The sequence below is a fragment of the Lentzea sp. NPDC037011 genome (assembly GCF_055607425.1).
On sequence record NZ_JBVJRT010000015.1, the window covers coordinates 163,223 to 189,724 of the forward strand.

Consider the following 26,502-nt stretch of genomic DNA (forward strand, 5'->3'; position numbering starts at 1 on the left):
TCCGTTCTTCAGCCGGTCTTCAGGAAACCTACGAGCGCAGCATCTCCGCGACGAGGAACGCCAGCTCCAGTGACTGCTGGGTGTTCAGGCGCGGGTCGCAGGCCGTCTCGTAGCGGCCGGCCAGGTCGGCGTCGGAGATCTCCTGGGCGCCGCCCAGGCACTCGGTGACGTCCTCGCCGGTCAGCTCGATGTGGATGCCGCCGGGGTGGGTGCCCAGGCGCCGGTGCACCTCGAAGAAGCCCTGCACCTCGTCGACGATGCGGTCGAAGTGGCGGGTCTTGTAGCCGGTGCTCGACTCGTGGGTGTTGCCGTGCATCGGGTCGCACTGCCAGATGACCTTGTGGCCGCTGGCCTCGACCTTCTCCACGATCGCCGGGAGCACGTCGCGGACCTTCTGGTTGCCCATGCGCGAGATGAGCGTCAGGCGGCCCGGTTCGCCCCGCGGGTCGAGGCGCTCGACGTACTCCACGGCCATCTCCGGCGACGTCGACGGGCCGATCTTCAGGCCGATCGGGTTGGCCAGCAGCTCCGCGAACGCGATGTGCGCGCCGTCGAGCTGGCGGGTGCGCTCGCCGATCCACACGAAGTGCGACGACAGGTCGTACAGCCTGGGCTGCTCACCGGTGGTGTCCAGGCGCAGCAGGGCGCGCTCGTAGTCGAGCAGCAGCGCCTCGTGCGAGGCGAAGATCTCGGTGCCGTGCAGCGACTGGTCGGTCACCCCGCACGCCGACATGAACCGCAGGCCGCGGTCGATCTCACCGGCCAGCGCCTCGTAGCGCTCACCGGCGGGCGAGGTGCGCACGAAGTCGCGGTTCCAGTCGTGCACGCGGTGCAGGTCGGCCAGACCCGCGCCGGTCAGCGCCCGCAGCAGGTTCATCGCGGCACCGGCGTTGGCGTACGCGCGGATCATGCGACCGGGGTCCGGGACACGGGCTTCGGGCGTGGCCACCAGGGAGTTGATGATGTCGCCGCGGTAGGACGGCAGGCCGAGGGCGTCGATGTTCGACGAACGCGGCTTGGCGTACTGGCCGGCGATGCGGCCGACCTTCACCACCGGCAGGCTCGCGCCGTAGGTCAGTACCACGGCCATCTGCAGCAGGGTCCGGATGTTCGCGCGGATGTGCGGCTCGGTGTTGTCCGCGAACGTCTCCGCGCAGTCACCACCCTGCAGCAGAAACGCCTGACCGTTCGCGACCTGCGCCAGTTGCGTGTGCAGCCGGTCGATCTCGGCGGGCACGGTGATCGGCGGCACGCTCTCGAGCACCGTCCGCACACGACGCACCTGTTCGGCGTCGGGCCACTCCGGCTGCTGGGCGGCCGGGCGCGACAGGGCGTCGTCCAGGCGCTTGCGCATCTCGGGAGGCAGCGGCGGAAGCTCGGGAAGCGTGTCGATGGGCACGTCCACGGTCCAGTTCACGCTGCTCAGCTTAGTTGTTCCACACTGAGAGACCGGGTCGGCCCTGTCAGCCGCCCGCCGAAGATCACAACCGCGGCCACGACCGGTTGACGAGCGGCTTTGCCCGGTCGTCTGTCAGTTGTCAACGATCGGCAGCGGGAGCTGGCCTCTGCCCTGTTGAGACGTCACATTGCATGATTGCCACATGAATGCCACCCGATTGGATGACCGCACCGCGGCCCGGCTGCTGGCCATCGCGATCGACAACGTCCAGCGCGACCACCCCGTGCACTGGACCCACGTGATCGACAACGACGACCGGCTGGTGCCGCAACGGGTGCTGCACCCGGTGTTCGCCGGGTCGTTCGACTGGCACTCCTGCGTGCACCAGACGTGGCTCGCGGTGCGACTGCTGCGGTTGCGGCCGGAGCTGGAGGGCGCGGACCTGGCGCGGGACGTGCTGGACAAGCTGATCACGCAGGACAACTGCGCCGTGGAGGCCGCGTTCTTCGCCTCACCGGCGGGCCGGTACTGGGAGCGGCCCTACGGGTGGGCGTGGTTGCTGCTGCTCGACGCGGAGCTGCGGTCGTCCGGGCTGCCGTGGTCGGTGGCGCCGATCGCGGACGTGCTGCGCGACCGGTGGCTGGAGTGGGTCTCGGCGGCCCGGTTGCCGATCCGGACGGGGACGCACAGCAACACGGCGTTCGCGACCGGGCTGGTGTTCGACGCGGCTCAGGCGAACGGCGACACCGAGCTGGTCACCGCGTGCGCCGAGGCGGCGTTGCGCTGGCACGGCGACGAGAAGGCGTACGGCGGGTTCGAACCGGACGCCGCCGACTTCCTGTCCCCCGCGCTGACGACGGCCGACCTGATGCGGCGCGCGCTGGGCACCGGCGAGTTCGCCGCCTGGCTCGACGCCTACCTGCCGGAGCTGGACGCGGAACGGTGGCGGTCGCTGCGTGAGCCGTTCCCGGTCGACGACCCCAGTGACCCGTACGGCTCGCACCTGGCCGGGCTCGCGTTGTCGCGCGCCTGGAACTGGGAGGCGATCGCCGATGCGGTGCCGGCCGGGCACCGGTACGCGGACCTGGCGCGCACGGCCTCCGCCGCACACCGCGAAGCCGGGTGGACCTACGTGTTCGGCGGCCACGGCTACATGGCTGACCACTGGCTCGGCACCTTCGCCGCCTACCTCGACGTCAAAGCCTTCTGACCAGCACAAATCGCCACTCATGCAAAAGACGTTTGCGGTCGTCCGCAAACGTCTTTTGCACAACTGATATATCGGTTGCCCGTGAGCTACCGGGTCAGGCGCCGAAGAAGACCTCGGCCTCTTCGTAGCGCTCGGCCGGGACGGTCTTGAGCTCGGCCGTGGCCTCGGAGAGCTTCACGCGCACGATCTCGGTGCCGCGCAGCGCGACCATGGTGCCGAAGTCACCGGCGGCGACGGCGTCGACGGCGTGCAGGCCGAAGCGGGTCGCGAGCACGCGGTCGTAGGCGGTCGGCGTGCCACCGCGCTGGATGTGGCCGAGGACGGCCGCGCGGGACTCCTTGCCGGTGCGGTCCGCGATCTCCTCCGCGAGCCACTGGCCGACACCGCCGAGGCGGACGTGGCCGAACGCGTCGCGCTCACCGGAGTGCAGCACCTCGGCGCCGCCCTCGGGGATCGCACCCTCGGCGACGACGATGATCGGCGCGAACTCGCTCTCGAAGCGGCGCTCGACGTGCTCGACGACCTTGTCGACGCTGAACGGGCGCTCCGGGACGAGGATGACGTTCGCGCCACCGGCGAGACCGGAGTGCAGCGCGATCCAGCCCGCGTGCCGGCCCATGACCTCGACGACGAGCGCACGGTGGTGCGACTCGGCCGTGGTGCGCAGGCGGTCGATGGCCTCGGTCGCGATGTGGACGGCCGTGTCGAAGCCGAACGTGTAGTCCGTGGCGCCGAGGTCGTTGTCGATCGTCTTCGGCACGCCGACGACGCCGATGCCGTCGTCGGTCAGGCGCTTGGCGACACCGAGGGTGTCCTCGCCGCCGATCGCGATGATGGCGTCGACGTTGTTCGCCGCGATGGTCTCGCGGATGCGGTCGACACCGCCCTCGACCTTGTAGGGGTTCGTGCGCGACGAGCCCAGGATCGTGCCACCGCGGGTCAGGATCTCCTCGACGTCCGCGAGGTCGATCGACTTGGTGAGGTTCTCGATCGGGCCCTGCCACCCGTTGCGGAACCCGACGATCTCCCAGCCGTGTGCCTTGATGCCCTTGCGGACCACGGCCCGGATCACGGCGTTCAGACCGGGGCAGTCACCACCGCCAGTGAGCACACCGATGCGCATCTGCTTCCCCATCTCTCGTGTTCTGTGTCACGCAGACTTTCACGAGCTGTATCGGTGCAGCAATGCGGGTCTCACTTACCGGACCGGAAAACCGGTTTTCTGCCGGTGTTCCTCGATCACCTTCCAGCGCGCGAGGTTGTGCCGCGCGTCGGCCAGGGCGTCGTGGGCGTCGGCGGGAGGGGCGGGCAGCTTGGGGCGGCCGACGTCGTCCCAGCGTTGCCGCAAGTCGCGGGTGAACCGGGGCAGGGCGCGCGGCAACGCCGGCATGGCGCCCCACAGCTGCGCCAGCGCCACGTGGTCGTAGGCGGCGAACCACGCCCACAGCTCGACGTCGTCGCGCGCGGCGTTGCGGGCGCCGAGGAAGTCGAGCAGGTCCTCGCGGATGCGGGCGCGGCTGCGCCACGCCTTGTCCGCGGGTGAGGGCAGCTGGTTGAGGACGTTCTGCCGCACCCACGGACCCGCGCGCTCGGGGTCGAACTCGGTGGACACGGCGTAGAACTCGCGGCCTTCCTCGTCGACCACACCGATCGACACCAGGTCGATCGTCACCCCGTCCTCGATGAACTCACAGTCGTAGAAGAACCGCACCGCGACACCCTAGGGTGCCGCTCAGCTCGCCTTCTTCTCGGGCACCCGGTCGGCCTTCCCGCCCTGCTCGGACGCGTTGCCGGGCAGCTCCTTGGCCTTGGCCGCGTAGACGTCGACGTACTCCTGGCCGGAGAGCTCCATGAGCGCGTACATGATCTCGTCGGTGATCGACCGCAGCACGAACCGGTCGCCGGACAGGCCCTCGTAGCGCGAGAAGTCGAGCGGCTTGCCGATCTTGATGCGGATCGGGTGCGGCTTCCACATCCTCGAGCCGATGGGGTTGGCCTTGTCCGTGCCGAACATCGCCACGGGGATGACCGGCGCACCGGACTCCAGCGCGATCCACGCGACCCCGACCTTGCCCTTGTAGAGGCGGGCGTCGGGCGAACGGGTGCCCTCGGGGTAGATGCCGAGCAGCTTGCCCTCGCGCACGATCCGCACACCGGTGTCGAGGGCGCCCTGCGCGGCGGAGGCGCTGGACCGGTCGATCGGCACCTGGCCGACGCCGGAGAAGAACCACTTCTGCAGCTTGCCCTTGATCCCCGTGCCGGTGAAGTACTCGATCTTCGCGGGGAAGGTGACCCGCCGCGACAGCATCAGCGGCAGGAAGAACGAGTCGGAGACGGCGAGGTGGTTGCTCGCCAGGATGGCGCCACCCTCCTTGGGGATGTTCTCGGCGCCCTCGATGATCTTCGGCTGGAAGAACAGCCGCAGAACCGGTCCCAGGAGGACGTGCTTCATCAACCAGTACAGCACTTTGGGAAGCGCCTCCCTAGACCCCGCGAACCTTGATCCCGGCAACCAGCCTACGGAGCCGACCGCTGCTCACACAACGAGTCCCGCGGTTGTGCGTCACGGGCGTGACTGAGCCGACTGCCGTAACCCGCAACACATCCGCTCCGTGCAACGATGAGGGGTCAGAGGGTTGCGGCACATGGAGAGGCTCTGGATGAACGCCCGGCGCGACTCGACCGACGGCCCCGAGAACGTCGACGAGCTCTTTGCCGAGATCGTCGCGGGTCTCGAGCGGGACGGGGTCGGCAAGGACTGGCTCGACCTCGACGAGGCGGGCACGGAGGACGTGAGGACGCGGACCGAGGACCGGGACGACCCGGCCGAGGACGTGCTCTCCGAACCGGAGGACGACGACCGCGACCGGTCCGAAGCCGACGACCACTACGTGCCGCCGGAGCCGCCGCCGTTCCCGGTGCTGCGCGCCTCGACGATCGTGGCGCTGCTGATCCTGGTGCTGGGCATCGTGCTGCTGGTGGCCCCCGGGCTCTTCGGGTTGCACGCGAGCCTGGGCACGCCGCTGTCGCTCGTGGCCCTGTGCGCGGGCATCGGCCTGCTGATCCTGCGCATGCGCAACACCCCGCCGCCGGACTCGGGCTGGGACGACGGCGCCCAGGTGTGACGCCTCACGGCCGGGTCGGTAACGGCGTGATAACGGCCACTCACACCTTCAGATAACGTTTCGGCCGTGCTTATGGTGCCGGCATGGACCAGATGCAGCACCTGATGATGGCCCGCGCCCTGGCGACCCTGAGCAAGAAGGACGCCGACCGCGCCAAGCGCCGCCGGCCGCGCATCCTGCGCGTGCTCGGCCGCTGACGCCCAGACCACCGCTTCTCCGAGCTGACGCAGGGGTCCCCCGCGAAGGGGGACCCCTTGCTTTCATTCTCCTCGCGAAGACCGACAGTCCCGCGGCCCCCGATGGGCAAAACTGGGCATTTCGGGCCAAGTGTTCGCGGCGGGCGAACAGACCCCGACACGCTCGCCGCGACACTCCTCACGCGATATATCAGCTGGCCTCAGCTAGCCCCATAGCTCTTAGCTACCGCCGCAGCCAGTAACCAGACGCCGCCGAGCCCAAACTCGACTGAGCTGACCTACTGCTTTGCAACGAGTCTTTTGACGACGTCCGCAAAAGACTCCTTGCAAAGGTGAGGCGAGTAGCGGTCAGTCGGAGGACGACGAGCGGTGCGGGTGGAGGGCACTCGGCTTGTGGACGGCGTCGCGGCCGCTCTTGGCGCTGCGGACGCGGTACTGCGGTTCGTCCTCGGACGCCTTCACCTTGCGGCCGGCGGCCTGCTTCTCGGTGGTGATCTCCTCCTCCACCTCGCCGTGGGTGCGGCTGCCGTGACTCGACCACTCGACCTCGTCGCCGGGCTTGTACGGGTGCTCGCTCATCGTCCGACCCTTCGTCGCGTTGCGTCGTTCGGCGTAACCACGGGTACCCGGCCGCCAGGGATCGACACGGAGGAGAGGACACGCACGTGGGTGACGAGGAGCAGACGCGCAAGGAGTTCGGCGAGGCCGTGAACATGACCGCGAGCCAGCTGGAGAAGTGGCTCGGCACCGCCGAGTCGAAGGAGGTCGGTGACAAGAGCGGCGGCGAGTCGACCGGGCACGCGTCCGGTCGCCGCATCGTCGCGCTGTTGCAGGCCAAGAAGGCCGATCTGACCGATGACGACTACGGGCACATGCGCAAGGTGGTCGGCTACGTGCACCGCCACCTCGCCCAGCGGCCCGACCAGCCCACCAGCGAGATCGAGAGCAGCCGGTGGCGCTACTCGCTCATGAACTGGGGCCACGACCCCCTGAAGAGCTGACTCAGGGGCGGTGGTGGTTGCGGGCCATCGACGACACCGTCTCGCGGGCCAGGGTCGCCGCACCGACGATGCCGGCGTCGTCGCCGAGCTGCGCGGTGCGAATCCTGGCCAGCGGGCGGTGACCGGCGCCGGTCACGACGGCGGCGTAGCGCTCGCGGGCGTCGTCGAGGAACAGCGGCGCCGACTCCGACACCCCTCCCCCGATGACGATCACCTCGGGGTCGTAGACGTCGGCGACCAGCGCCAGGCCCTCGCCGAGCCAGCGCGCCAGGTCGGCCATCGCGCGTTGCGCCAACGGGTCACCGTCGCGTGCGGCACCGGCGACTCGACGACCCGTCACGGCGCGTGAGTCGCCTGCGGCCTCACGGCCGAGCACGGTCGAGATGCCGGGGTGCTTGGCCAGCAGCTCCACGGCGGTCGCACTCAACGCCGTCCCGCTGCAGTAGCGCTCCCAGCAGCCGTTCTTGCCGCACGGGCACGGACGGCCGTCGGGCACCACGCGCAGATGACCGAGCTCGGGTGCAACGCCGTACGCGCCGCGGAACACCTCGCCGTCCAGCAGCAGGGCCGCGCCGATACCGGTCCCGATGGCCACCAGAACAGCGGTCTTGGCGCCGCGAGCGGCACCGAAGCGGTGTTCGGCCAGCGCGGCGGCGTTCGCGTCGTGTTCCAGCACGACGGGCAGGCCGAGGCGGTCGCTCATGCGGTCGGCGACGTTCATCTGCCGCCACGCCAGGTGCGGCGCGAACCGCACCGTGCGGCGGTCCGAGGCGATGAACCCGGCGACGGCGAGGCCGACGGCGTCCACCGCGTGCCGGGCCGCGACCTCTTCCACGGCGGCGACGAGCGCGTCTTCGAGAGCGCGTTCACCAGCGGGTGTCGGCGCGCGCGAGGTGTCGAGCACGGACCCACGCGCGTCCACGACACCAGCGCGCACACTGGTGCCCCCGATATCGACTCCGACGGTGAGCACTAGTCGGTCTTCCTGACGACCTTGATGTGCTGAACGCGCTGCCCGGCGTCAGCGGGTTCGGCCGGTTCGGCCGGTGCGGGCGTGCCCGGTTCGCGCAGAGCGGCCCGCAGCACCGCCACCAGCCCGGCGGCGTGCTCCGCGGCCTTCGCGGCGAGCTCGGAACGGTCGCCGCGCAGCAGTGCGACGCCGTTGCACACCGGGCACCAGCCGCACGTCTCCGGCGCGTGCGCGCCATCGCCCGCTTCGGCCACGCGCTGCAGCCACGGCTGCATGCGCTCGGCGGCGGTGTCGATGAGCAGCCGCAGCTCCTCGGCGAGCTTGCCGTTGTTCTCGGTCATGAAAAACTCCTGATCAGCGCCACGAGGTCAACGCCACAGCGCCGGGTCCGGCCGAAACCCCACCGTCACGCCGGCCGAGTCCATCTCCGCACCGGTCACGATGCAGCGCCTCAGCAACGAGGGCAGCGCCACGAGCCGACGCCGGCCATCGACGGTCAACGCCAGGTCGTCGCCCACGCGCGCAAGGTCCAGTTCCGTGTCATCGGCCAGCGGCAACGCGATCCGCAGCGAGTATCGGGCGTCGAGCCCGCGTCCGCTGCCCGACACCTCCAGCAGCGACTCCGACACCGCGGCACCGGGCAACGGGTCCTCGTCGCCGTACAGCTGCGCCGCGACCTCCAGCAACGCCGTCACGCCCACGGGTTCGGACGCGCGGTGGTCGACCGTGCGGATCTCGCCGATGCCGGTCAGCTCGGCGAGCACCGCGTCCTGCTCGTGCCGCCGGGTCCGCAGCCACGTGGCGGCCGCGCCGCGCGCCGGTCCCGGTGACGGCACCAGCCGGTTCGCGATCACGCTGTCGACCCGGATCCCCTGCAGCGCCAACGCGGTCAGCGTCCGCCGGGTCTCCGCGGCGACCACGCGTTCGGGCGTGAGCACCAGCCGCACCGAGCACGAGGACGGGTCCGCGAGCATCGACCGCAGCGCGTCCAGCCGCTCCGCCAGCCGGCTCAGCGCGTCCGCCGTCGCGTCCCACTTCTCGACGGTGCCGGTACCCGCGACACCGGCCAGCAGGCCGCGCACCACGCGCCGGTGCGTCGGGAAGAGCCTCTCCAGGTAGCCCGCGAACGCCTCGGGCAGCGACAGCAGCCGCAGCGTCTCCGCCGTCGGACCGCAGTCGACGACCACGACCTCCCACGGCCCGGCCGCGGCGAGCCTGCGCACCTCCGCCAGCGCGAGGAGCTCCTCCACGCCCGGCAGGACGGTCAGCTCCTCGGCGTCGAGCTCGTCGACCCCGGCGCCGGCCAGCACCGTGCGCAGGTGCCCGCGCAGGTCACCCCAGGCGTCGTCGACGAGTCCGCGGGGGTCGATCTGGCTGGCGAACAGGCCACCTGCACCGTCCACTTCGGACGGCGCGGCACCCAGGCGCACGTCGAGCGCGTCGCCCAGGGAGTGCGCGGGATCGGTCGACACCACGAGCGCCTTGCGGCCGTGCGCCGCGAGCGTGGCCGCCGTCGCGGCGGCCAGGGTGGTCTTGCCGACCCCGCCCTTGCCGGTGAAGAGCAGGACCCGGCTCAAGCCGCCTTCTCCGCGCGCTTCTTGAGCTCCTTGAGCGCGGTGTCGAGGATCAGCTTCTCGGCCTTGCGGCGGAACAGCCCGATCATCGGGATCACCAGCTGCACCGACAGCGTGTAGGTGACCTTGGTGCCGGTCCCCGACGGCTCCAGCACGTAGCTGCCGTGCTGCGACTTCTGCATGGTGCCCTTGACGAGGTCCCAGCGCACCGAGAGGCCGTCGGGCGCCCAGTCGTACCTCAGCGTGTACTCGTCCTTCACGGGACCCTGGTCGATCGCGAACCGCACCTGCTCGGCGCGGCCGTCGTCGCGGGTGTCGAGGACCTCGACCTCCTTCATCCCGTTCGCCCAGTCCGGGTACGACGGGAAGTCCGCGATGATCGCCATGATCTTCTCAGGCGGCGCGTCGATGACGATGGACTGAGTGGACTCGTCGGCCATGGAACAGGAGGCTACTCGCGTCTTTACCAGTTGAGGACGTGAGGCTTGCCGCTGCGCTGGAAGTGCCCGACGTTGATGCACTCGGTGTAGCCGACGCGCACCCGGCGGGCCAGCGGCTGGTGCACGTGCCCGAACACCGACCAGCGCGGGCGTTCCCGCACGATCTTGTCCAGCGCCGGCCGCGAGCCCCACTCCGGGCGGCGCGCGACGACGTCGTAGGTCAGGTCGGGGACCTGCGGCGGGATGTGCGTGCACAGCACGTCGACCTCCCCCATCCGGTCCAGCGCGGCCGCCATGTCCTGCTCGGTGCGCAGGTACGGGAACCAGGGCGCGTCGGGGTTGCGCACGTGTCCCGGCATGAGCAGCCCGCCGCCCGCGAACCCGAACCGCAGCCCGCCGATCTCCACCGCGGCGCCGTCGACGACGTGCACGCCGTCGCGGGCGAACCGCGGCCACAGGTGCGGACTGTCCACATTGCCCGGTGTCGCGTACGTCGGCGCGGACATCGCCCCGAACAACGCGTGGTACTGCTCCAGCACCGCTTCCTCCACGACCGCGCGGGCGTCGTCCAGACCGTCCCACAGGGACCGGACGTAGCCCGCGGTGTCGGCGCGCCGGGTGCCGCGGCGCAGCTCCGCGAAGACCCCGACCTTCTCCGGGCCGAACACGCGGCCCATGATGCCCTTGGAGTGGTCGTAGTAGTCCACGAAGTCGATGAGGTCGCCCAGCACGACGAGCGCGTCCGCCCCGTCACCGGCACGCGCCAGCGCCTCCGCGTTGCCGTGCACATCCGAAACCACGTGAACCCGCACGGTCCCAACCTAGTTCAACGGGCGCACCGGGGTTTCACGAGACACGTGCCACTGTCGATCACCCGGCCGGAGGGCAGCCGGCCGGACGGCCGTCCTCCAGGGTCAGCTTGAGGCCGAGTGCCACGGACTTGGCGGCGAGCTGGCGGCGTTGCACCTCACGGCGCGCGCTGCGCGGGGTGAGCGACCCGGCGGGCGGATCAGCGCGGAGGAAGTAGTGCAGCAGGGTGCCGTCGAGCATCGGCTCGAGCCAGACCTCCATGGTGCCCACGAGCGCGCCGCCCACCGTCCAGCGCAGGCCCTCCTGGCCCCGGTCTGCGTAGACGTCGAGGTCCAGGTCCGGCCAGAACGCCCGCCACGACGACGGCACGGAGAAGGCTGCGGCGACCACGCTGGGCGGGACCGCCAGGAATGTCTCGTCGACGACGTCCACACTGGCCATGGGGTCAAAAGGTAACGGAAGGGCGTACCAACCTTTGTATCGCCGGAATCACACGCTAAGTTTCCCCACCAGTAACAAATCATCGTACGGAGGTTGACGTGCGCGAGTTCAGCGTCCCCGCCACCGCCGCAGTGGCTCCTGAGGAGAACCTCACCGACATGGTGTGGGCCAACGCGGAACGGTTCGGCAACGCCGTCAGCTTCCGCAGGCAGGTCGACGGCACCTGGGTCGACATCACCGCGCGGGACTTCGCCGCGCAGGTGATGGCGGTCGCCAAGGGCATGATCGCCGCCGGCCTGGAGCACGGCGACCGCGTCGGCCTGGTGTCGAAGACCCGCTACGAGTGGTCGCTGCTCGACTTCGCCATCTGGGCGGCGGGCGGCGTGGTCGTGCCGATCTACGAGACCTCGTCGGCAGGCCAGATCCAGTGGATCCTGTCCGACTCGGGTGCGAAGGCGGTGTTCGTCGAGGCCGCGCAGCACCGCGCGCTGGTCGACGAGGTCGTCGGCACGCTGCCCGAGCTGCGGCACGTGTGGCAGATCGAGGGCTCCGCGCCCGCCGTCGACGAGCTGACGGCGCTGGGTGCCGAGATCACCGACGAGCAGGTGCACGAGCGCCGCGGCCAGGTGAAGGCGGACGAGACGGCGACGCTCGTCTACACCTCCGGCACCACCGGCCGCCCCAAGGGCTGCACGCTGACGCACCGCAACCTGCTGTCCGAGGTGCGGTCGGCGCTGTCGCGGTTCCCGGAGATCCTCGCGGCCGGCAACTCGCTGCTGCTGTTCCTGCCGCTCGCGCACATCCTGGCGCGTGCCCTGTACCTCGCGTGCGTGTACTCGCGTGCCACGCTGGGCCACACCGCGGACGTGCAGAACCTCGTCGGCGACCTCGGCCAGTTCCGCCCGACGTTCGTCGTCGCGGTGCCGCGCGTGTTCGAGAAGGTCTACAACGGCGCCAAGCAGAAGGCGCACGCCGGCGGCAAGGGCAAGATCTTCGACGCCGCCGAGGCCACCTCGGTCGCCTACAGCCAGGCGCTCGACGACGGCGGCCCCGGCTTCGGGCTGCGGGTCAAGCACGCCGTGTTCGACAAGCTGGTGTTCTCGAAGCTGCGTGCCGCGCTCGGTGGCCGCGCGGTCGCCGCCGTGTCCGGTGGTGCGCCGCTGGGCGACCGGTTGTCGCACTTCTTCCGCGGCGCGGGCATCCCGGTCTACGAGGGCTACGGCCTGACCGAGACGTCGGCGGCGGCGTGCGTGACGTTCAAGGGCCAGGAGAAGGTCGGCACGGTCGGCCTGCCGGTGCCCGGCACGTCGGTGCGCATCGCCGAGGACGGCGAGATCCTCATCAAGGGCGACATCGTCTTCACCGGCTACTGGAACAACGAGGCCGCCACCGAGGAGGCGCTGGAGGACGGCTGGTTCCACACCGGTGACATCGGCGAGCTCGACGGCGAGGGCTTCCTGAGGATCACCGGGCGCAAGAAGGAGATCATCGTCACCGCCGGTGGCAAGAACGTCTCCCCCGCACAGCTCGAGGACCGCATCCGGGCGCACCCGCTGATCTCGCAGTGCATGGTCGTCGGCGACAAGCAGCCGTTCATCGGCGCGCTGATCACGATCGACCCGGAGTTCTTCCCGGCCTGGAAGGAGTCGCACGGCAAGCCGGCCTCGGCCGAGGTGCCCGACCTGGTCGAGGACCCCGACCTGCTGGCCGAGATCCAGGCCGTGGTGGACGAGGCGAACAGGTCGGTGTCCAAGGCGGAGGCGATCCGCAAGTTCCGCGTGCTGCCGGTGGACTTCACCGAGGCCGGTGGCGAGATGACGCCGTCGCTGAAGCTGAAGCGGTCGGTCGTGGCGAACACGTACGCCTCCGACATCGACGCGATCTACGCGAAGTAGGTCCTGAACAGCGCGAAAGGCCCAGGAGCTGGAAGAGAGCTCCTGGGCCTTTCGACCCCCAGCGATCGTGATCCGCGAACCTCCGCGGAACCCGAGAAGTGTTGTTGCCCCGGCCCCCCGACCGGGACGAGTAGAAGACTGCCGGACGGCGCTGACGTATCGCTGACGCGCCGATGTCACTCGGCGACAGCGCGCTAATAGGCTGTGAGTGAGACGGGATCATCCGGCGCGCGTAGGGGGAAGGCAATGACCTCGGGTCCGCAGTTCCGGCTGCTCGGCCCGATGGAGGTGCGCCTGGGCGACTCCGCCGTCCTGCTCCGCGCCGGCAAGCACCGGGCGTTGCTCGCGGCGCTGCTGCTGCGGCCCAACCGCGTGGTGCCCGTGACGGAACTGGTCGAGCACGTGTGGGGTGACGCGCCGCCCGCGCGGACGCGGGGCACGTTGCAGACGTACGTGATGCGGTTGCGTGCCGCACTGGGCGACCCGTCGCTGATCCAGACCGCCGCCGACGGCTACCGGATGCGCGTCGACCCGTTGGCCGTGGACGTCCACCGGTTCGCCGACGCGGCGGCACGCGGACGTGCGGCGGCGGCGAACGACCTGGTCAGGGCGCGGAAAGCGTTTGCTGAGGCGTTGGAGCTGTGGCGCGGGCCGGTGCTGTCGGACGTGCCTTCGGAGACGTTGTACGCCGAGCACGCGCCGCGGTTGACCGAGCTGCTGATGACCGTGCACGAGCAGCGGGTCGACGTGGAGCTCGCGCTGGGCAACCACGCGGACCTGGTGCCGGAGCTGTTCGCGCTGACGCGGGACCACCCGCTGCGCGAGCGGTTCTGGGGGCAGCTGATGCTCGCGCTGTACCGCAGCAGCCGGCAGGCGGAGGCGCTGGAGGCGTTCCGGCAGCTCGACCGGACCCTGGACGAGCAGCTCGGGATCGACCCGTCGGCCGAGCTGCGGGCGTTGCACCAGGCGATCCTGGTCCGCTCACCCGAGCTCGCGGCACCGGTGCCGGAACGGGCACCCGACCGCGCGCCGCCGTCACCGCTGCAGCTGCCGGCGGACACCCCGGACTTCACCGGGCGGGAACGGCACGTCGAGCGGATCACGGCGCTGGTCACCGGGGCACTGGGCAACGCGGTGCCGATCGTGACGCTGGCGGGGCCGCCGGGGGTGGGCAAGACGACGCTGGCCGTGCGGGTGGCGCACGTGCTGCGGAACCGGTTCCCCGACGGGCAGCTGTACGTCGACCTGCGCGGATACGCGCTGGGCCCGCCCGCGGACGGGGTGGACGTGCTGTCGCGGTTCCTGCGGGCGCTGGGCGTGCCGCCGGACGAGATCCCACCGGACGCGGACGAGCAGAGCACGATGCTGCGGTCGTTGCTGTCGGGCCGGCGGGTGCTGCTGGTGCTCGACAACGCCTCCGCGCCCGACCAGGTGCGGGCGCTGCTGCCGGGGACGGCGTCGTGCCCGGTGATCGTGACCTCGCGCGACGACCTGCGCGGGCTGATCGCCATGAACGGCGCGCGGACCGTGCCGGTGGACGTGTTCACGCCGGGCGAGTCGGTGGCGTTGCTGGAGAAGCTGCTGGGACCGGGTGAGCACGCGGAGCTGGCCGCGCGGTGCGGGCACCTGCCGCTGGCGCTGCGGGTGGCGGCGGCGTACCTGGCCGGGCGCGACGACGTGACGATCTCGGGTTCGCCGATCGAGCTCGCCTACGCCGCGCTGCCACCGGCGCCGCAGCGGTTGTTCCGGTTGCTGTCGCTGGTGCCGGGACCGGACTTCACCGCGGAGGCCGCGTCCGCGCTGGCCGACGTGGACGCCGAGGGCCTGCTGACGGTGCTGGTGATCGCGAACCTGGTGGTGTCGCCCGCTCCGGGTCGCTACCGGTTCCACGACGAGCTGATGCACTACGCGGCGTCGCTGCGGGCGGAGCTGGACACCCCGGCCGAGCAGCAGGCGGCGCTGACGGCATTGCTCGACCACTACGTGCGCGGCGCAGAACGCTGCGCCGAGCTGCTCTACCCCGGCATCCTGCGGCTGCCGTCGACGGCGTCGGGCCCGGTGCCGCGGATCTCGACGCAGGCCGACGCGCTGGCGTGGCTCGACGCCGAACGCCCGAACCTGACCGCCGCCATCCGGCACGCCGCCCTGCACGGCCCCGCCCCCGTGGCGTTCCAGCTGGCCGACGCGCTGCGCGGCTACCTGTGGATCGGCCAGCACGTCGGCGAATGGCTCGCGACCGCCCACCACGGCCTGCAGGCCGCCCAGGCGTCCGCGCACCGCCCGGCGGAGGCGGCGATGCACGCGAACCTCGGCACCCTCTACCTGCGGCTCGGTGAGTACGCGCGGTCCGTCGACCACCACAGCCGGGCCGTGGAGCTGTACCGCGCGCTGGGCGACAAGGACGCCGAGGCGGGCGTGCTGAACAACCTCAGCCTCGTCTACCGCCGCTCCGGTCAGCTCGGTGCCGCGAAGGACGCCCTGCTGCGGTGCCTGGAGATGCTGCGCTCGGAGGACAGCGTCAGCACGGGCCTGTACAACCTCGGTCAGCTGGCCGTCGAGCTGGGCGAGGTCGACGAGGCCGTGGAGCACTTCACCCAGGCCCTGGCGCTGGCGCCCAACGCCGACGGCCACACCTACCTCGGCATGGCGCTGCGCCTGCAGGGCCGTCACGACGAGGCCCGCGCTCACCTGACCCGTGCCCTGGAGATCGGCAACGTCCCCGCCGGCGAGGCCGAGACCCTGGAGAACCTCGCCGCCCTGGAGCTCGCCGAGGGCAACGCCGACCTCGCCCTCTCCCTCGCCTCACGCGCGCTGGCGCTGGTCGCTGACGGCGGTGACCAGCAGGTGGCGGCGTCGGTGCGGATCACGCTCGGCGAGGTCCACCGGGCGCTGGCCCAGCTCGACGGGGCCGTGGAGTACCTGGACCAGGCGCTCGCGACGGCCCGCCGCATCGGGTACGCCTCCGGTGAGGTGCGGGCGTTGATCGTGCTCGCGGCGGTGCGGCGCGATCTCGGGTCGGACGTGGAGGCTCGCTCGGCTGCCGCCGAAGCCATTCGGCGGAGCACCGAGCTCGGTCTGCACGCCCTGGAGACGCGAGCTCGCGCGCTCAGCTGAGACGCGCCGGAGCCAGCGAGCTGAGCTCAGCGAGCTGGAGCTTGGTGAGCTGGAGCTTGGTGAGCTGAGCTTGGCGCGAGCTATCGCGCCATATCCCATATCCAATACATCAGTCTGCTGCCGACGGTCAGCTGCCAATGACAACGTTGTCATATGTGACCAGCTGAGCATTGCCGCCCGTAGCTAGGCGATATATCGGGTATTGGATATGGCATATCGGATATCGGTCAGCCGATGAGCTGCTGGAGCCGGTGGGCGAGCTGGTCCCACTGCCAGTGGGTACTCACCCAGTCCCGGCCGGCGCGGCCCATCTCGGTGGCCATAGCGGGGTCGGCGAGCAGGGCGGCGACCTTGGTGGCGACGTCGTCGACGTCGCGGCCGTCGACGACGTTGCCGGTGATGCCGTCGCGGACCGTCTCGGGTGCGCCGCCGGACCGTCCGGCGACGACGGGCAGACCGGTCGCGGACGCTTCGAGGTAGACGATGCCGAGGCCTTCGACGTCGAGGCCGCGGCCACGGGTGCGGCAGGGCATCGCGAAGACGTCACCGGCGTTGTAGTGGGCCGGCAGCTCCTCCCACGGTACCGAGCCGGTCAGCACGACGTTGCCCGCCTGGCCGGTTTCGGCGACGAGGGCGTCGAGCTTCGCGCGGTAGGGGCCGCCGCCGACGATCAGCAGGGCCGCGTCCGGCACGGAGCGGCGGATCAGTGGGAGCGCGCGGATGAGGACGTCCTGACCCTTGCGCGGCACGAGGCGGGACACGCAGACGACGACCGGGCGGTCGCCGAGGCCGTAGCGGCGGCGGAGCTCCGCGCGTGCGGCCGGGTCGGGGCGGTAGAGGTCCGTGTCCACACCGGACGGCAGGTGTTCGAGGGCGGCGAGCGGGCCGAACGCCGCCGCGAAGCGGGAGCGGGTGTAGCGGCTGACGTAGGTCACGACGTCCACACCGGATCCGATGGCGCGCAACGCCTGGCTGGCCACGGGCAGCATCGACCAGCCGACCTCGTGGCCGTGGGTGCTCGCGACCGACCGGCTCAGGCCGAGGCGCGGTGCCAGCAGTGCGAGCGGGGCGGCCGCGCCGAACCAGGCGGCGTCGCACGACTCGGTGCGCGCGATGGCACGGGCGCGGCGCAGCACGTCGGGGGTCGGCAGCATCAGCGACGTCGGGTGCCGCACGACGGGGAACGGCTGGCGCGCGTCGAACTCGGCGTCGCCCTTCCACTTCGGCGCGTAGACCACGAGCGAGTCGGCGGGCAGGCGGGTCGCCAGTGCGTGCAGGTAGGCCTGGATGCCACCGGGGCGGGGCGGGAAGTCGTTGGTCACCAGCAAGGTTCGGCGCACGGACCAACGCTATCCGATCGTGGTCCGCAGGAAGTCGCGCCAGCCCGCCACGTCCACGGCGCGGGCGTCCACAGCGGACAGCGACGCGTTGCGCAGGAAGAACTCGACGACGCCGCGCTCCCCCAGCCGCGACTGCAGGTACACCACGACCGAGTACGCCTGCTGGTAGGCGAGGTCGCGGCCGGGGCCGGTGAAGTCGGTGGGCAACGCGGACACGTCGGCCGTCAGCAGCGGCGCCGCCTCCCGCAGCGGCAGCCCGGTCGCCTGGAACGCCACCCAGTCCGCGAACCCCTCCACCAGCCACAGCGGCGCCGAGTCCGACGCCTGGTCGCGGGTCGCGACGTGGGTGATCTCGTGCCGCAGCAGCACGCCCAGCTCCAGGTCCGACAACGGCGCCACCCGCACCCGGTTGAGCACCACCCGTTGCGCGGCGCCGTCGCGGATGGCGATGCCCGCCATGTCCTTGAACGCCGGCCCGACCAGCGACACCAGCTCGGCGTCCGAGGCGGGGATGACGACGTCGACGCGCCGCGACCAGCTCAGCCCACGACCGATATCCAATACATTGGATACGGCTGCTACCGCTTCGTCGAGCAACCCTTGCACCCGCGCCGCCAGCTCCCCGTCACAGGAACTGCTGGTCACCGTACCCATCGCCGCCGAGCGCGAGATTGCTGTGCAATCGGGTGTTGCGGTCGACGGCAACTCAACGGCGCTGGGGTGCAACGCCACGTTGAGGCTGAGCAGGAACGTGACGACGACCAGCACCGCCAACACCGTCCTGAAGCGCCTCACGCGCGCAACGCTAGCCGTCGATGCGACGAATAACCGCGATGGGCCCGATGGCGTCGATCGGCGCGATCTTCACCGGCTGCCCCTCGGTGGAGGCGTGCACAGCGCGCGCGTTGTCGACCGCCATGGCCACGTGCGAGCGGCTGGCGTAGTAGATGATCAGGTCACCGGCTCGGACGTCGGAGCGCGACACCGCGCGTCCGACCGAGGCCTGTCCCCCGGACGTGCGGGGCAGGGCCACGTTCGCGGCGGCGTACGCCTTCATCGTGAGCCCGGCGCAGTCCCACTGGTCGAGCCCGGTGGCGCCGTAGCGGTACTCGTCCCCGCGCTGCTCCAGCGCGAACTGCAGCGCGATCCCGGCGGCACCACTTGGCACGCTGACCCGCGACCGGTCGCCCGGATCCCGCAGCTGCTGCACGACCGGCGCGGGCAGTCGTGCCAGTGCCGTGCGCACCTCGTCGACCTGGCCCTGCAACGCCCGCTTGCGGGCCTCCAGGTCGGCCTTCAACCGTTCCGCCGCCTCGGTGGCCGCGGCGGCACGCGAGCGCGCGTTCTCCGCCACCTGGTGGGCCTGCCGCGCCTTCTCCACCGCGCCGGACAGCCGCGCGAGCGAGTCGGCCTTGTCCTCAGCCAGGATTCGCATCATCTCGAGCCGCAGCAGGAAGTCCTGCTGCGAGTCCGCGACGAGCAGCGCGGAGAGCTGGTTGAACCGCGCGCCCTCGAACGACGCCTCGGTCAGCAGGTCGACCTGGCCGCGGAAGCCCTCCTCGTCGGCCTTGGCCTGCACCTCGATCTGCTGCGCCGCCGCGACGTCCGCCGTGGCGCGTTCGAGCTCGGCCCTGCGCAGCGTGAGGTCCTCCTGCGCGCGCAGCACCTCCTCGTTCAGCTTGGTCGCCTGCTCGGTCAGCTGGGCGTACCTGCGGGCGGGGTCGGCGGGTTGCGCTGCCGAGGACACCGCCGGGGCGGCGCAGCAGAGCAGCACGACAACCAGAGCACCGCGGGTGAGCTTGCGCGACAGCACGTCGCCGATCCCCTTCGCGTCACACAGTTCCAAGATCGACGCGAGCAGGCTACCGCGTGACTAAACGCGACCGAGCCGGGCCAGCAACACCGCGGACGGCACCGGGTGCGCACCACGCCGGCGCACCGAGTCGGCGACCGCGCGATCCGACGTCACCACCACCACCGGCCGCCCCTCCGGCTCGGCGGTGACCAACGCGCGAATGACGTCATCAGCGAGAACACCGGGATCGCTGAAGAGCACCCGCACGCCGCGAGGCGCCGCCGCGGGCACGGCGACCACTCCGGCGCCGTCGAACACCAGCGTCACCTCGGCACCGGTGCGCGCGGCGAGCACCGCGAGCTGGTGCACGAGCCGGTCGCGCTGATCGGACAACGACAGCTCCGGGTAACCGGTCTTCGTGACGTTGTAGCCGTCCACGACGAGGTGCACGGCCGGCAACGCCAGCAACCGGTCCAGCGCAGCCGGGTCCTCCACCCGTCCCACCGCGCCCTGCGACGCCGACGCACCGCGCACGAGGTCGGCTGGACGTGGTCCGGAGCCGCCCAGCGCCAGCTCCCGCCGCAGTCCCGTCACCGCGCCGTCGAGGGTGTCCACGAGCAGCGCGAGCCGCACCTCGTCGGCCTGCCGGGCCTCCCGCGCCGACTGCCGGGCGACCTCGGCGTCCGCGATCGCCCGTTGCGCCTTGCCCCGCTCGGTCTCCGCACGTTCCCGTTCCCGGTCGCGTTCCGCGGTCAGCCGCTTGAGCTCCTCGGCCGTGCGTTCCCGCACGCGTTCGACCTCGGCCGCCGCCGCCTCGGCCGCGTCCTTGGCCTCGCGCAGCTTCACGCCCTGTTCGCGCAATCGCTTGCGCAGCCGTTCCAGCTCGACCTCGGCGTCCGCGCGCACGCGTTCGGCGGCGCCGTCGAGCTGGCTGCGTTCGGCGCGCAGCCGTTCGAGCTCGCCCTCCAGCCGTTCCGAGCGCACGACCGCCGCGTCCCGCTCGGCCCGCAGCGTCGCGTCACCGACCCGCCGCGACACCAGCTCCACGTAGTGCGGTGCGACCTCGTCCCCGGTCAGCACGGCGGCCGCGGCGGCGGCCACCGGGTCCGGCGAGGTCACCTCCAGCGTCGATGGCCGGTTCTTGCGCAGCCACTCGACGACGGCGGTGCGGAAGTTCGCCGAGTCGCGCAGCCCGGCCACGACCTGCGCGCCGCCGAGCCGGGCGCGTTTGGTCGGCGCGAACTTGGCCACGGGCCGCAGGTGCTGCGGCACGTCGACCTTCGCCATCTCCCCGAGGGCGTCGGCGCCGAGCTCCGCGAGCCGCATCCGCAGCGGCTCCGGCAGCGCACCCCAGTCCACAGTGGACTCGCCCACCTCGTCGGCGGGCGGGTCGTACTCGGGCTCGGGCATCGGGTCTGGCACCGTTACAGGCTAGAGCCCCCGCGCTTGAGCAGCGCACGGACATCTCCGGCCTCCGGCACGCCGATCTCGTCGAAGATCGCCAGGGCCTGCTCCCACGCACCTTCGCGACCGTGTCCGAGCACCTGCAGTGAACGGGCTTCACCGAGTCGGCACCCGTTGCGTCGATGCAGGTCAACGGCCTCCTGGGCGAACTTCAGCGCCCGGTCTGGATCACCGGCCAGGTGCAGCGTCGCCAACGCGGTCAGCGCCGTGCCCTCGATCAGGCCGTAGCCGTGCTCCCGTGCCATGGCCAGCGCCTGGTGCAGGTGTTCGGCGCGGCCCGTTGCCCTTCCGAGACCCGCGAGCGCCTGCGCCTCGCCGTGTTTGTAGCCGATGCGCTGGGCAACGGACACCGCACGCCGGTACTCCTCCTCCGCGGCCGGATCACCGAGCCGCAGCAGCGCGGCGCCGATGCTGTGCCGTGCGTCGACCTCGCCGCCGGGGTCGTTCACCTCCAGGGCGATCTGCAACGCCTCCCGGCCGGCCTCCACCGCCAGGTCGAGCCGCCCGGCCTCGCGGTGCACGGCGGAGACGTCGTCGAGCAGGTACGACTCCAGGCCGCGCTGGCCCAGCGCCCTGATGTCCACCAGCGCCTGCTCGAACGTCACCACCGCCTCGTCCAGCCGCCCCAGGTCGCGCAGCGCACAGCCCAGCTCGGCGATCGGGCGCCCGTTCTTCACGCCGATCTGCTGGTAGAGCGCGAAGGACCGGCGGTGGTGCGCCTCGGCGTCCCGCAACCGGCCGCGCATCCAGCACGTGGACCCGAGCTGGGACAACGCGTGCGCCTCCCGCCGCAGCTGCCCCAGCTCGTGGCTGAGCTCGGCGACCCTGAGGTAGCTCTCGGCGGCGCGGTCGGTGTCGCCGACCTCGCGGGAGACGTGGCCGAGGACCGTGAGGAACCGGAGCGTGCCGACGGGCCAGTCGTCGCGTTCGGCCAGGTCAAGCGCCTGCTGGACCAACCCCAGCGCTTCGCTGGAACGACCGGAGTACATGCGTGCGATCGCCTCGCTCGCCAGTGCCGCCGCCTCGCCGCGCATCTCCCCCTCTTGCCGTGCGGACGCAAGCCCGGCCTCGCGCACCACGGCCCAGCTCGCGTGATCACGGCGTGCGGCGAAGAAGCTGTGCGTCGCGTCGGCGAGCCGCCAGGCGAACGGACCGGTGGCGGCGATCGCGACGAGGTTGGTCTTCTCGGCGACCAACCAGGCCAAGGCCTCCGCCGACGTCTCGAACGTGCGGCCGTCCGTTGCCTCGAACAGCACGTCGTCGGCGACGTAACACATGCGCGAGGCGTTGGCCGCTGTACCGATGTGCCACAACGCCAGCCGTGCGCGCAGTGCGTTCGTCTCCTCCTCCGTCAGCAGATCACGTGCGTACAGGCGCACGAGGTCGTGGAGGTGATAGCGATCACCTTGGCGTTCCACGAGGTTCGCCGTGACCAGCTGGTCGAGGCCGGTGCCGAGCAGTGCGGCCACCTCGGCCGTGAAGTCGTGTCCTGCGATGGCGCCCAACCGCCTGAACAGCTCTTGTGCTGCTGCGGGCAGCGAACGGAACGAGAGGTCGAGTGCTGCGCGCACGGCGAGACGTTCGTCGTCGTCGACTCGCAACGCCGCGAGCCTGCCTTCTTCTTCGCGCAGCTCGTCGACCAGGTCCGCGACCGATCCGGTGGCGTTCGCCGCGGCGATCCTCAGCGCGAGCGGGAGGTGGCCGCACAACCGGGCCAGCTCGGGCAGCTCGGGTGCGTCGCCGAGCATGCCGCGCAGCAGCGCGACGGCCTCCTCCGGCGCCATGACGTCCAGCAGCACCGGCCACGCGTCGAGACCGGAGAGCCGGTTGCGGCTGGTGATCACGACGCGGCAGCCCTCCGCGCCGGGCAGCAGCGGTGCGACCTGGGCGGCGGTCGCGGCGTTGTCCAGCACGACCAGCATCCGCCGGTCGCGCAACAACATGCGGTAGAGGTCGGTCTGCTGCTCCAGCTGCTGCGGGATGCGCGGCCCGGCGATGCCCAGTGCGCGCAGGAACCGCGCCAGCACGTCGCCGGGCGGCAACGGCGGGGTGTCCCGGTCGAAGCCGCGCAGGTTCGCGTAGAGCTGGCCGTCGGGGAACTGGTCGGCGACCGTGTGCGCGTGGTGCAGCGCCAACGCCGTCTTGCCGACGCCTGCTGTGCCGTCGATCGCGGTGATGACGACCGTTCGCCCGATGGCGCCGAGCTCGGCCAACGCGGACGCACGGCCGGTGAAGTTCGGCAGGTCCGCGGGAAGCTGGTGCGGCACAACGCGCTGGGTCGGCTCCGGTGTGACGCCCCGCAGCTCATGCGGCCGTTGGCGGTGCGGGTAGCGGTCGACCAGGTCGGCCAGCTCGGCGGAGACGTCCTCACCGAGGCGCAGCCGGCGTTCCAGGTGGTCTTCGACGACCTCCAGGCGCTCCTCCTCCAGTGCGGCGCGGACATCGCTCCACGGCGGGGCCGCGGGCAGGTCGGCGAGGGGTTCCTGCTGCCACAACGCCAGCGCTGCTTCGAACAAACGGGCCGCTGCCGCGTCGTCGTCCAGAGCGCGCGCGTTCGCGACGAGGTGGCGGAAGTGGTGCAGATCGACGTCGTCAGGTCCTGCTTCGAGCACATAGCCGTCCGCGCGCGTGGAGACCACGATGCCGTCCAGCGCCTGCCGCAACCGGAAGACGTGCTGGTGCAGCGCGTTGACGTGCATGGGCTTCTCGTCGGCACCCCACATCGACTCGATCAGGCGTTCCGACCGCACCACGTGGCCGGGCTGCAGGGCGAGCGCCGCGAGCAGCGACCGCTGCCGGACGCTGAGGGGCAGGCCGGAAGGTCCCAGGAGCGTGATCCGCACACCGGTGAGGCTAGCTCCAAAAATTGTCAGACCCCGTCGCTAACGTCACCGGGGTGACCGGTCAACTGTCCTTCGACGAGCTCGGGACGCCGCTGCGCGACACGACGTTCGTCGTCTTCGACCTGGAGACGACGGGCGGGAGCGCCGAGCAGGACGCCGTCACCGAGATCGGCGCGGTGAAGGTGCGCGGCGGCGAGGTGATCGGCGAGTTCGCCACGCTCGTCGACCCCGAGCGCGGCATCCCGCCGCAGGTCGCGCAGCTGACGGGGATCACGCAGCTGATGGTGACCGGTGCGCCCCGGATGCAGACGGTGCTGCCCGCGTTCCTGGAGTTCGCGGCCGGAGCGGTGCTGGTCGCGCACAACTCCGGGTTCGACGTCGGGTTCGTCAAGGCGGCGTGCGAGCGGCAGGGCTACCGGTGGCCGAAACCGCCGGTGGTGTGCACGGTGCGGCTGGCGCGGCGGGTGCTGAGCCGCGACGAGGCGCCGTCGTGCCGCCTGTCGGCGCTGGCGGACCTGTTCCACACGCGGACCCGGCCGACGCACCGGGCGCTGGCCGATGCGCGCACCACGGTCGAGGTGCTGCACGCGTTGCTGGAGCGCGTGGGCAACGTGGGGGTGCACTCGCTGGAGGAGCTGCTGGCGTACCTGCCGGAGGTGACGCCGGAGCAGCGCCGCAAGCGCTCCCTGGCCGCGCATCTGCCGTCGGTGCCCGGCGTGTACCTCTTCCGCGGTCCCAAGGAGGAGGTGCTGTACGTCGGCACGGCGTCGGACCTGCGGCGGCGGGTGCGGCAGTACTTCACCGCGAGCGAGGGCAGACGCCGGCTGCGCGAGATGGTCGCGCTCGCGGTGCGGGTCGACGCCGTCGAGTGCGCTCATTCGCTGGAAGCCGAGGTGCGCGAGCTGCGGCTGCTGCGCGCGCACCGCCCCGCGTACAACAAGAGGTCGAAGAACCCGCACCACGCGTGGTGGCTGGTGCTGACCGACGAGCCGTTCCCCCGGTTGTCGCTGGTCCGCACCCCGCGCGACGGCGCGCTGGGCCCGTTCCGCACCCGCCGTGCGGCCGAGTCGGTGGCGGACGCGCTGCTCGACGCCGTGCCGCTGCGGTCGTGCACGCTCAAGATCCCGGCCACGAACCAGCGCGCCTCGCCGTGCGCCCTGGCCGAGCTCGGCCGCTGCCAGGCCCCCTGCGCAGGCCGGCAGACCGTGGAGGAGTACTCCCCCGCCGTCGTGGCGGTGCGCGACCTGGTGGTGGGCCGCAGCGCGGACCCGTTGCGCGGTCTCGCGGAGCAGCTGGGCTCCCTGGCCACGGCCGAGCGCTTCGAGGAGGCCGCCACCCGCCGCGACCGCCTCGCGGGCCTCGTCCGCTCGCTGGACCGCGCCCAGCGCCTCGCCGCGCTGGCCGCCCTGCCGCAGCTCGTGGCCGCCCGCCCGGACCGCGACGGTGGCTGGGAGTTCTCAGTCGTCCGCTACGGCCGGCTGGCCTCGGCCGGTGTCGCCCGCCGCGGCACCCGCCCGATGCCGGTGGTCGACGCGCTGGTGGCCTCGGCGGAGACGGTCATCCCGACCGCGGGCCCGTTGCGCGGTGCGCCGCCGGAGGAGACCGGGGTGGTGCTGCGCTGGCTCGACCAGCCCGGTACCCGCCTGGTGTACGCGGACGAACCGTGGGCCTCACCGGCCGGTGCGGCGGCGGCATGGGTGCCGTGGGCTGAGCAGGCGTCGAGCGCACGCCCGCTGGTGGACCGCTGGCACTGAGGCGGTCCGGTGCGCGGGAGGTCGGTGTCGCGGGAGCGTGCGGAGTTCGTGGCGCTCGCGATCAGCGGGTAGGGCAGACTACGGGTGCTTTGGTACCCGTAGTGAGACCCGAGGAGGACGCCGTGGTCACCGCCATCGTGCTGATCCAGGCCGCCGCCGAGCGCATTCCCGAGGCGGCGCAGGAGATCGCCGACATCGACGGAGTCACGGAGGTGTACTCCTGCGCCGGTGACGTGGACCTGATCGCGCTGGTCAAGGTCAGCAAGCACGAGGACCTCGCCGCGCTGGTGCCGGGCAAGATCAGCAAGGTCGAGGGCGTGCTGAACACCGACACGCACATCGCGTTCCGCAGCTACTCGAAGCGGGACGACGAGGCGGCGTTCGCGATCGGCCTGGACGACGCGCAGTAGCCGAAGACGCATGCGAAAAGCCCCCGTGGAGATCGTCCACGGGGGCTTTTCACTGCTTCAGCAGGCTCAGGCCTTGGGGTCGGAGGGCTTGCCGGCCAGCTCGCCCGCGGTGTCCTCGGCGCTGAGGCCTTCGGAGACATGCGCCCTGCGGCGTGCGTTCTCCAGGGCCACGGTCTCCTCGACCGGGTCCGGCGACCACGTGCTGCCCGCGACCGGGTGCCCGGCCGAACCGAGCTTGTTCATCTTCTTCGGCACCGACGCACCCTGATAGGCCAGGGGGATCGGGTGACCGTGGTCGTCCACCGGGCCCAGCGGCTGGTGGACCTCGATGAACTCACCGTGCGGCAACCGCTTGATGATGCCGGTCTCCACACCGTGCTCCAGCACCTCACGGTCCGCCCGCTGCAACCCGATGCAGGTGCGGTACGCGATGAAGTACGCGATCGGCGGCAGGACCAGCATGCCGATGCGGCCCATCCACGTCGTCAGGTTCAACGAGATGTCGAACTGGTAGGCGAAGATGTCGTTCGCGCCCATCAGCAGCAACACCATGAAGTACGTGATCGCCATCCACCCCAGCGCGGTGCGGACCGGCACGTCACGCGGGCGCTGCAGCAGGTTGTGGTGCGCGTAGTCCTTGGTCATCCGCCGTTCGATCCACGGGTACACCGCCGCGATCCCGGTCAGCAACGGCAACCCCAGGATGAACGGCAGGAACGG

At 71.4% G+C, this 26,502-nt stretch carries 23 protein-coding genes and 1 pseudogene; 7 read left to right on the forward strand and 17 right to left on the reverse strand.

Annotated features, from left to right (window positions below):
• Positions 1-28 precede the first annotated feature (28 nt).
• Entirely contained in the window at positions 29-1,417 is a 1,389-nt protein-coding gene (locus ACZ7CH_RS36035; RefSeq protein ID WP_360398560.1) for a class II 3-deoxy-7-phosphoheptulonate synthase, read from the reverse strand.
• A 184-nt stretch (positions 1,418-1,601) separates the two neighbouring features.
• On the opposite strand from ACZ7CH_RS36035, the gene ACZ7CH_RS36040 reads away from it, so the two are divergent.
• Positions 1,602-2,609 carry a DUF2891 domain-containing protein gene (locus ACZ7CH_RS36040; RefSeq protein ID WP_360398562.1) on the forward strand — a complete coding sequence of 336 codons (1,008 nt, stop codon included), beginning with the start codon at positions 1,602-1,604 and terminating at the stop codon, positions 2,607-2,609.
• Between the two features lie 94 nt (positions 2,610-2,703).
• Here ACZ7CH_RS36040 and ACZ7CH_RS36045 read toward each other — a convergent pair whose 3' ends face one another.
• From ACZ7CH_RS36045 to ACZ7CH_RS36055, 3 genes are all read right to left on the reverse strand, one after another.
• Positions 2,704-3,732: a 6-phosphofructokinase gene (locus tag ACZ7CH_RS36045; protein WP_360398612.1), complete on the reverse strand. Its 1,029-nt coding sequence runs from the start codon at positions 3,730-3,732 to the stop codon at positions 2,704-2,706.
• A gap of 75 nt (positions 3,733-3,807) precedes the next feature.
• Positions 3,808-4,320, reverse strand: a complete 513-nt coding sequence (locus tag ACZ7CH_RS36050; protein WP_360398564.1) for a polyadenylate-specific 3'-exoribonuclease AS — start codon at positions 4,318-4,320, stop codon at positions 3,808-3,810.
• Positions 4,321-4,341: 21 nt separating this feature from the next.
• Positions 4,342-5,076: a lysophospholipid acyltransferase family protein gene (locus ACZ7CH_RS36055; RefSeq protein ID WP_360398566.1), complete on the reverse strand. Its 735-nt coding sequence runs from the start codon at positions 5,074-5,076 to the stop codon at positions 4,342-4,344.
• A 178-nt stretch (positions 5,077-5,254) separates the two neighbouring features.
• On the opposite strand from ACZ7CH_RS36055, the gene ACZ7CH_RS36060 reads away from it, so the two are divergent.
• Positions 5,255-5,734: a hypothetical protein gene (locus tag ACZ7CH_RS36060; protein WP_470375990.1), complete on the forward strand. Its 480-nt coding sequence runs from the start codon at positions 5,255-5,257 to the stop codon at positions 5,732-5,734.
• Between the two features lie 545 nt (positions 5,735-6,279).
• On the opposite strand, the gene ACZ7CH_RS36065 is transcribed toward ACZ7CH_RS36060, so the two are convergent.
• Positions 6,280-6,510: a hypervirulence associated TUDOR domain-containing protein gene (locus tag ACZ7CH_RS36065; protein ID WP_458433756.1), complete on the reverse strand. Its 231-nt coding sequence runs from the start codon at positions 6,508-6,510 to the stop codon at positions 6,280-6,282.
• A gap of 86 nt (positions 6,511-6,596) precedes the next feature.
• Here ACZ7CH_RS36065 and ACZ7CH_RS36070 point away from each other — a divergent pair, with 86 nt between their 5' ends.
• Positions 6,597-6,932, forward strand: a complete 336-nt coding sequence (locus ACZ7CH_RS36070; RefSeq protein ID WP_360398572.1) for a DUF3140 domain-containing protein — start codon at positions 6,597-6,599, stop codon at positions 6,930-6,932.
• 1 nt (position 6,933) lies between these two features.
• Here the strand turns inward: ACZ7CH_RS36070 and ACZ7CH_RS36075 are convergent, their stop codons facing one another.
• The 6 genes from ACZ7CH_RS36075 to ACZ7CH_RS36100 are packed head-to-tail and all read right to left on the reverse strand — an operon-like array spanning position 6,934 to position 11,167.
• The gene (locus ACZ7CH_RS36075; RefSeq protein ID WP_458433757.1) at positions 6,934-7,905 is read right to left on the reverse strand and encodes an ROK family glucokinase; all 972 of its coding nucleotides are present in this window, start codon (positions 7,903-7,905) and stop codon (positions 6,934-6,936) included.
• The gene (locus ACZ7CH_RS36080; protein WP_360398576.1) at positions 7,905-8,243 is read right to left on the reverse strand and encodes a hypothetical protein; all 339 of its coding nucleotides are present in this window, start codon (positions 8,241-8,243) and stop codon (positions 7,905-7,907) included. Before ACZ7CH_RS36080 ends, ACZ7CH_RS36075 begins: the two co-directional genes overlap by 1 nt.
• Positions 8,244-8,270: 27 nt before the next feature.
• The gene (locus tag ACZ7CH_RS36085) at positions 8,271-9,479 is read right to left on the reverse strand and encodes an ArsA family ATPase (protein WP_470375991.1); all 1,209 of its coding nucleotides are present in this window, start codon (positions 9,477-9,479) and stop codon (positions 8,271-8,273) included.
• Positions 9,476-9,916: an SRPBCC family protein gene (locus tag ACZ7CH_RS36090; protein WP_360398580.1), complete on the reverse strand. Its 441-nt coding sequence runs from the start codon at positions 9,914-9,916 to the stop codon at positions 9,476-9,478. Before ACZ7CH_RS36090 ends, ACZ7CH_RS36085 begins: the two co-directional genes overlap by 4 nt.
• A gap of 23 nt (positions 9,917-9,939) precedes the next feature.
• The gene (locus tag ACZ7CH_RS36095) at positions 9,940-10,728 is read right to left on the reverse strand and encodes a metallophosphoesterase family protein (RefSeq protein ID WP_360398582.1); all 789 of its coding nucleotides are present in this window, start codon (positions 10,726-10,728) and stop codon (positions 9,940-9,942) included.
• Positions 10,729-10,786: 58 nt separating this feature from the next.
• Complete coding sequence (locus ACZ7CH_RS36100) at positions 10,787-11,167, reverse strand: polyketide cyclase / dehydrase and lipid transport (protein ID WP_470372194.1); 381 nt, start codon at positions 11,165-11,167, stop codon at positions 10,787-10,789.
• A 98-nt stretch (positions 11,168-11,265) separates the two neighbouring features.
• Between ACZ7CH_RS36100 and ACZ7CH_RS36105 the strand changes: the two genes are divergently transcribed.
• Together ACZ7CH_RS36105 and ACZ7CH_RS36110 are read left to right on the forward strand one after the other, a co-directional pair.
• Complete coding sequence (locus ACZ7CH_RS36105; RefSeq protein ID WP_360398586.1) at positions 11,266-13,062, forward strand: AMP-dependent synthetase/ligase; 1,797 nt, start codon at positions 11,266-11,268, stop codon at positions 13,060-13,062.
• A gap of 246 nt (positions 13,063-13,308) precedes the next feature.
• On the forward strand, positions 13,309-16,176 hold the full coding sequence (locus ACZ7CH_RS36110) for an AfsR/SARP family transcriptional regulator (RefSeq protein ID WP_470375992.1): 2,868 nt from the start codon (positions 13,309-13,311) through the stop codon (positions 16,174-16,176).
• Positions 16,177-16,403: 227 nt separating this feature from the next.
• Here the strand turns inward: ACZ7CH_RS36110 and ACZ7CH_RS36115 are convergent, their stop codons facing one another.
• The 5 genes from ACZ7CH_RS36115 to ACZ7CH_RS36135 all read right to left on the reverse strand — a co-directional run bounded on the left by ACZ7CH_RS36115 (position 16,404) and on the right by ACZ7CH_RS36135 (position 23,618).
• Positions 16,404-17,516, reverse strand: coding sequence for a glycosyltransferase family 4 protein (locus ACZ7CH_RS36115; RefSeq protein WP_458433762.1), 1,113 nt, complete (start codon positions 17,514-17,516; stop codon positions 16,404-16,406).
• Positions 17,517-17,525: 9 nt separating this feature from the next.
• Positions 17,526-18,170 carry a basic secretory protein-like protein gene (locus tag ACZ7CH_RS36120; protein WP_470375997.1) on the reverse strand — a complete coding sequence of 215 codons (645 nt, stop codon included), beginning with the start codon at positions 18,168-18,170 and terminating at the stop codon, positions 17,526-17,528.
• Between the two features lie 151 nt (positions 18,171-18,321).
• A complete protein-coding gene (locus ACZ7CH_RS36125; protein WP_458433763.1) occupies positions 18,322-19,362 on the reverse strand; it encodes a C40 family peptidase in 1,041 nt (346 codons plus the stop codon).
• 27 nt (positions 19,363-19,389) lie between these two features.
• Positions 19,390-20,721 carry an NYN domain-containing protein gene (locus ACZ7CH_RS36130; RefSeq protein ID WP_360398614.1) on the reverse strand — a complete coding sequence of 444 codons (1,332 nt, stop codon included), beginning with the start codon at positions 20,719-20,721 and terminating at the stop codon, positions 19,390-19,392.
• 14 nt (positions 20,722-20,735) lie between these two features.
• A complete protein-coding gene (locus tag ACZ7CH_RS36135) occupies positions 20,736-23,618 on the reverse strand; it encodes an AfsR/SARP family transcriptional regulator (RefSeq protein ID WP_470375993.1) in 2,883 nt (960 codons plus the stop codon).
• Between the two features lie 53 nt (positions 23,619-23,671).
• Between ACZ7CH_RS36135 and ACZ7CH_RS36140 the strand changes: the two genes are divergently transcribed.
• Both ACZ7CH_RS36140 and ACZ7CH_RS36145 read left to right on the forward strand, forming a co-directional pair.
• Positions 23,672-25,372, forward strand: a complete 1,701-nt coding sequence (locus ACZ7CH_RS36140) for a DEDD exonuclease domain-containing protein (RefSeq protein ID WP_360398598.1) — start codon at positions 23,672-23,674, stop codon at positions 25,370-25,372.
• A 122-nt stretch (positions 25,373-25,494) separates the two neighbouring features.
• Positions 25,495-25,782 (forward strand): Lrp/AsnC family transcriptional regulator, encoded by a 288-nt coding sequence (locus ACZ7CH_RS36145; RefSeq protein ID WP_360398600.1) that lies wholly within the window; start codon positions 25,495-25,497, stop codon positions 25,780-25,782.
• A 66-nt stretch (positions 25,783-25,848) separates the two neighbouring features.
• Here ACZ7CH_RS36145 and ACZ7CH_RS36150 read toward each other — a convergent pair.
• Positions 25,849-26,502, reverse strand: a pseudogene (locus tag ACZ7CH_RS36150) (cytochrome bc1 complex cytochrome b subunit); the annotation flags it as partial.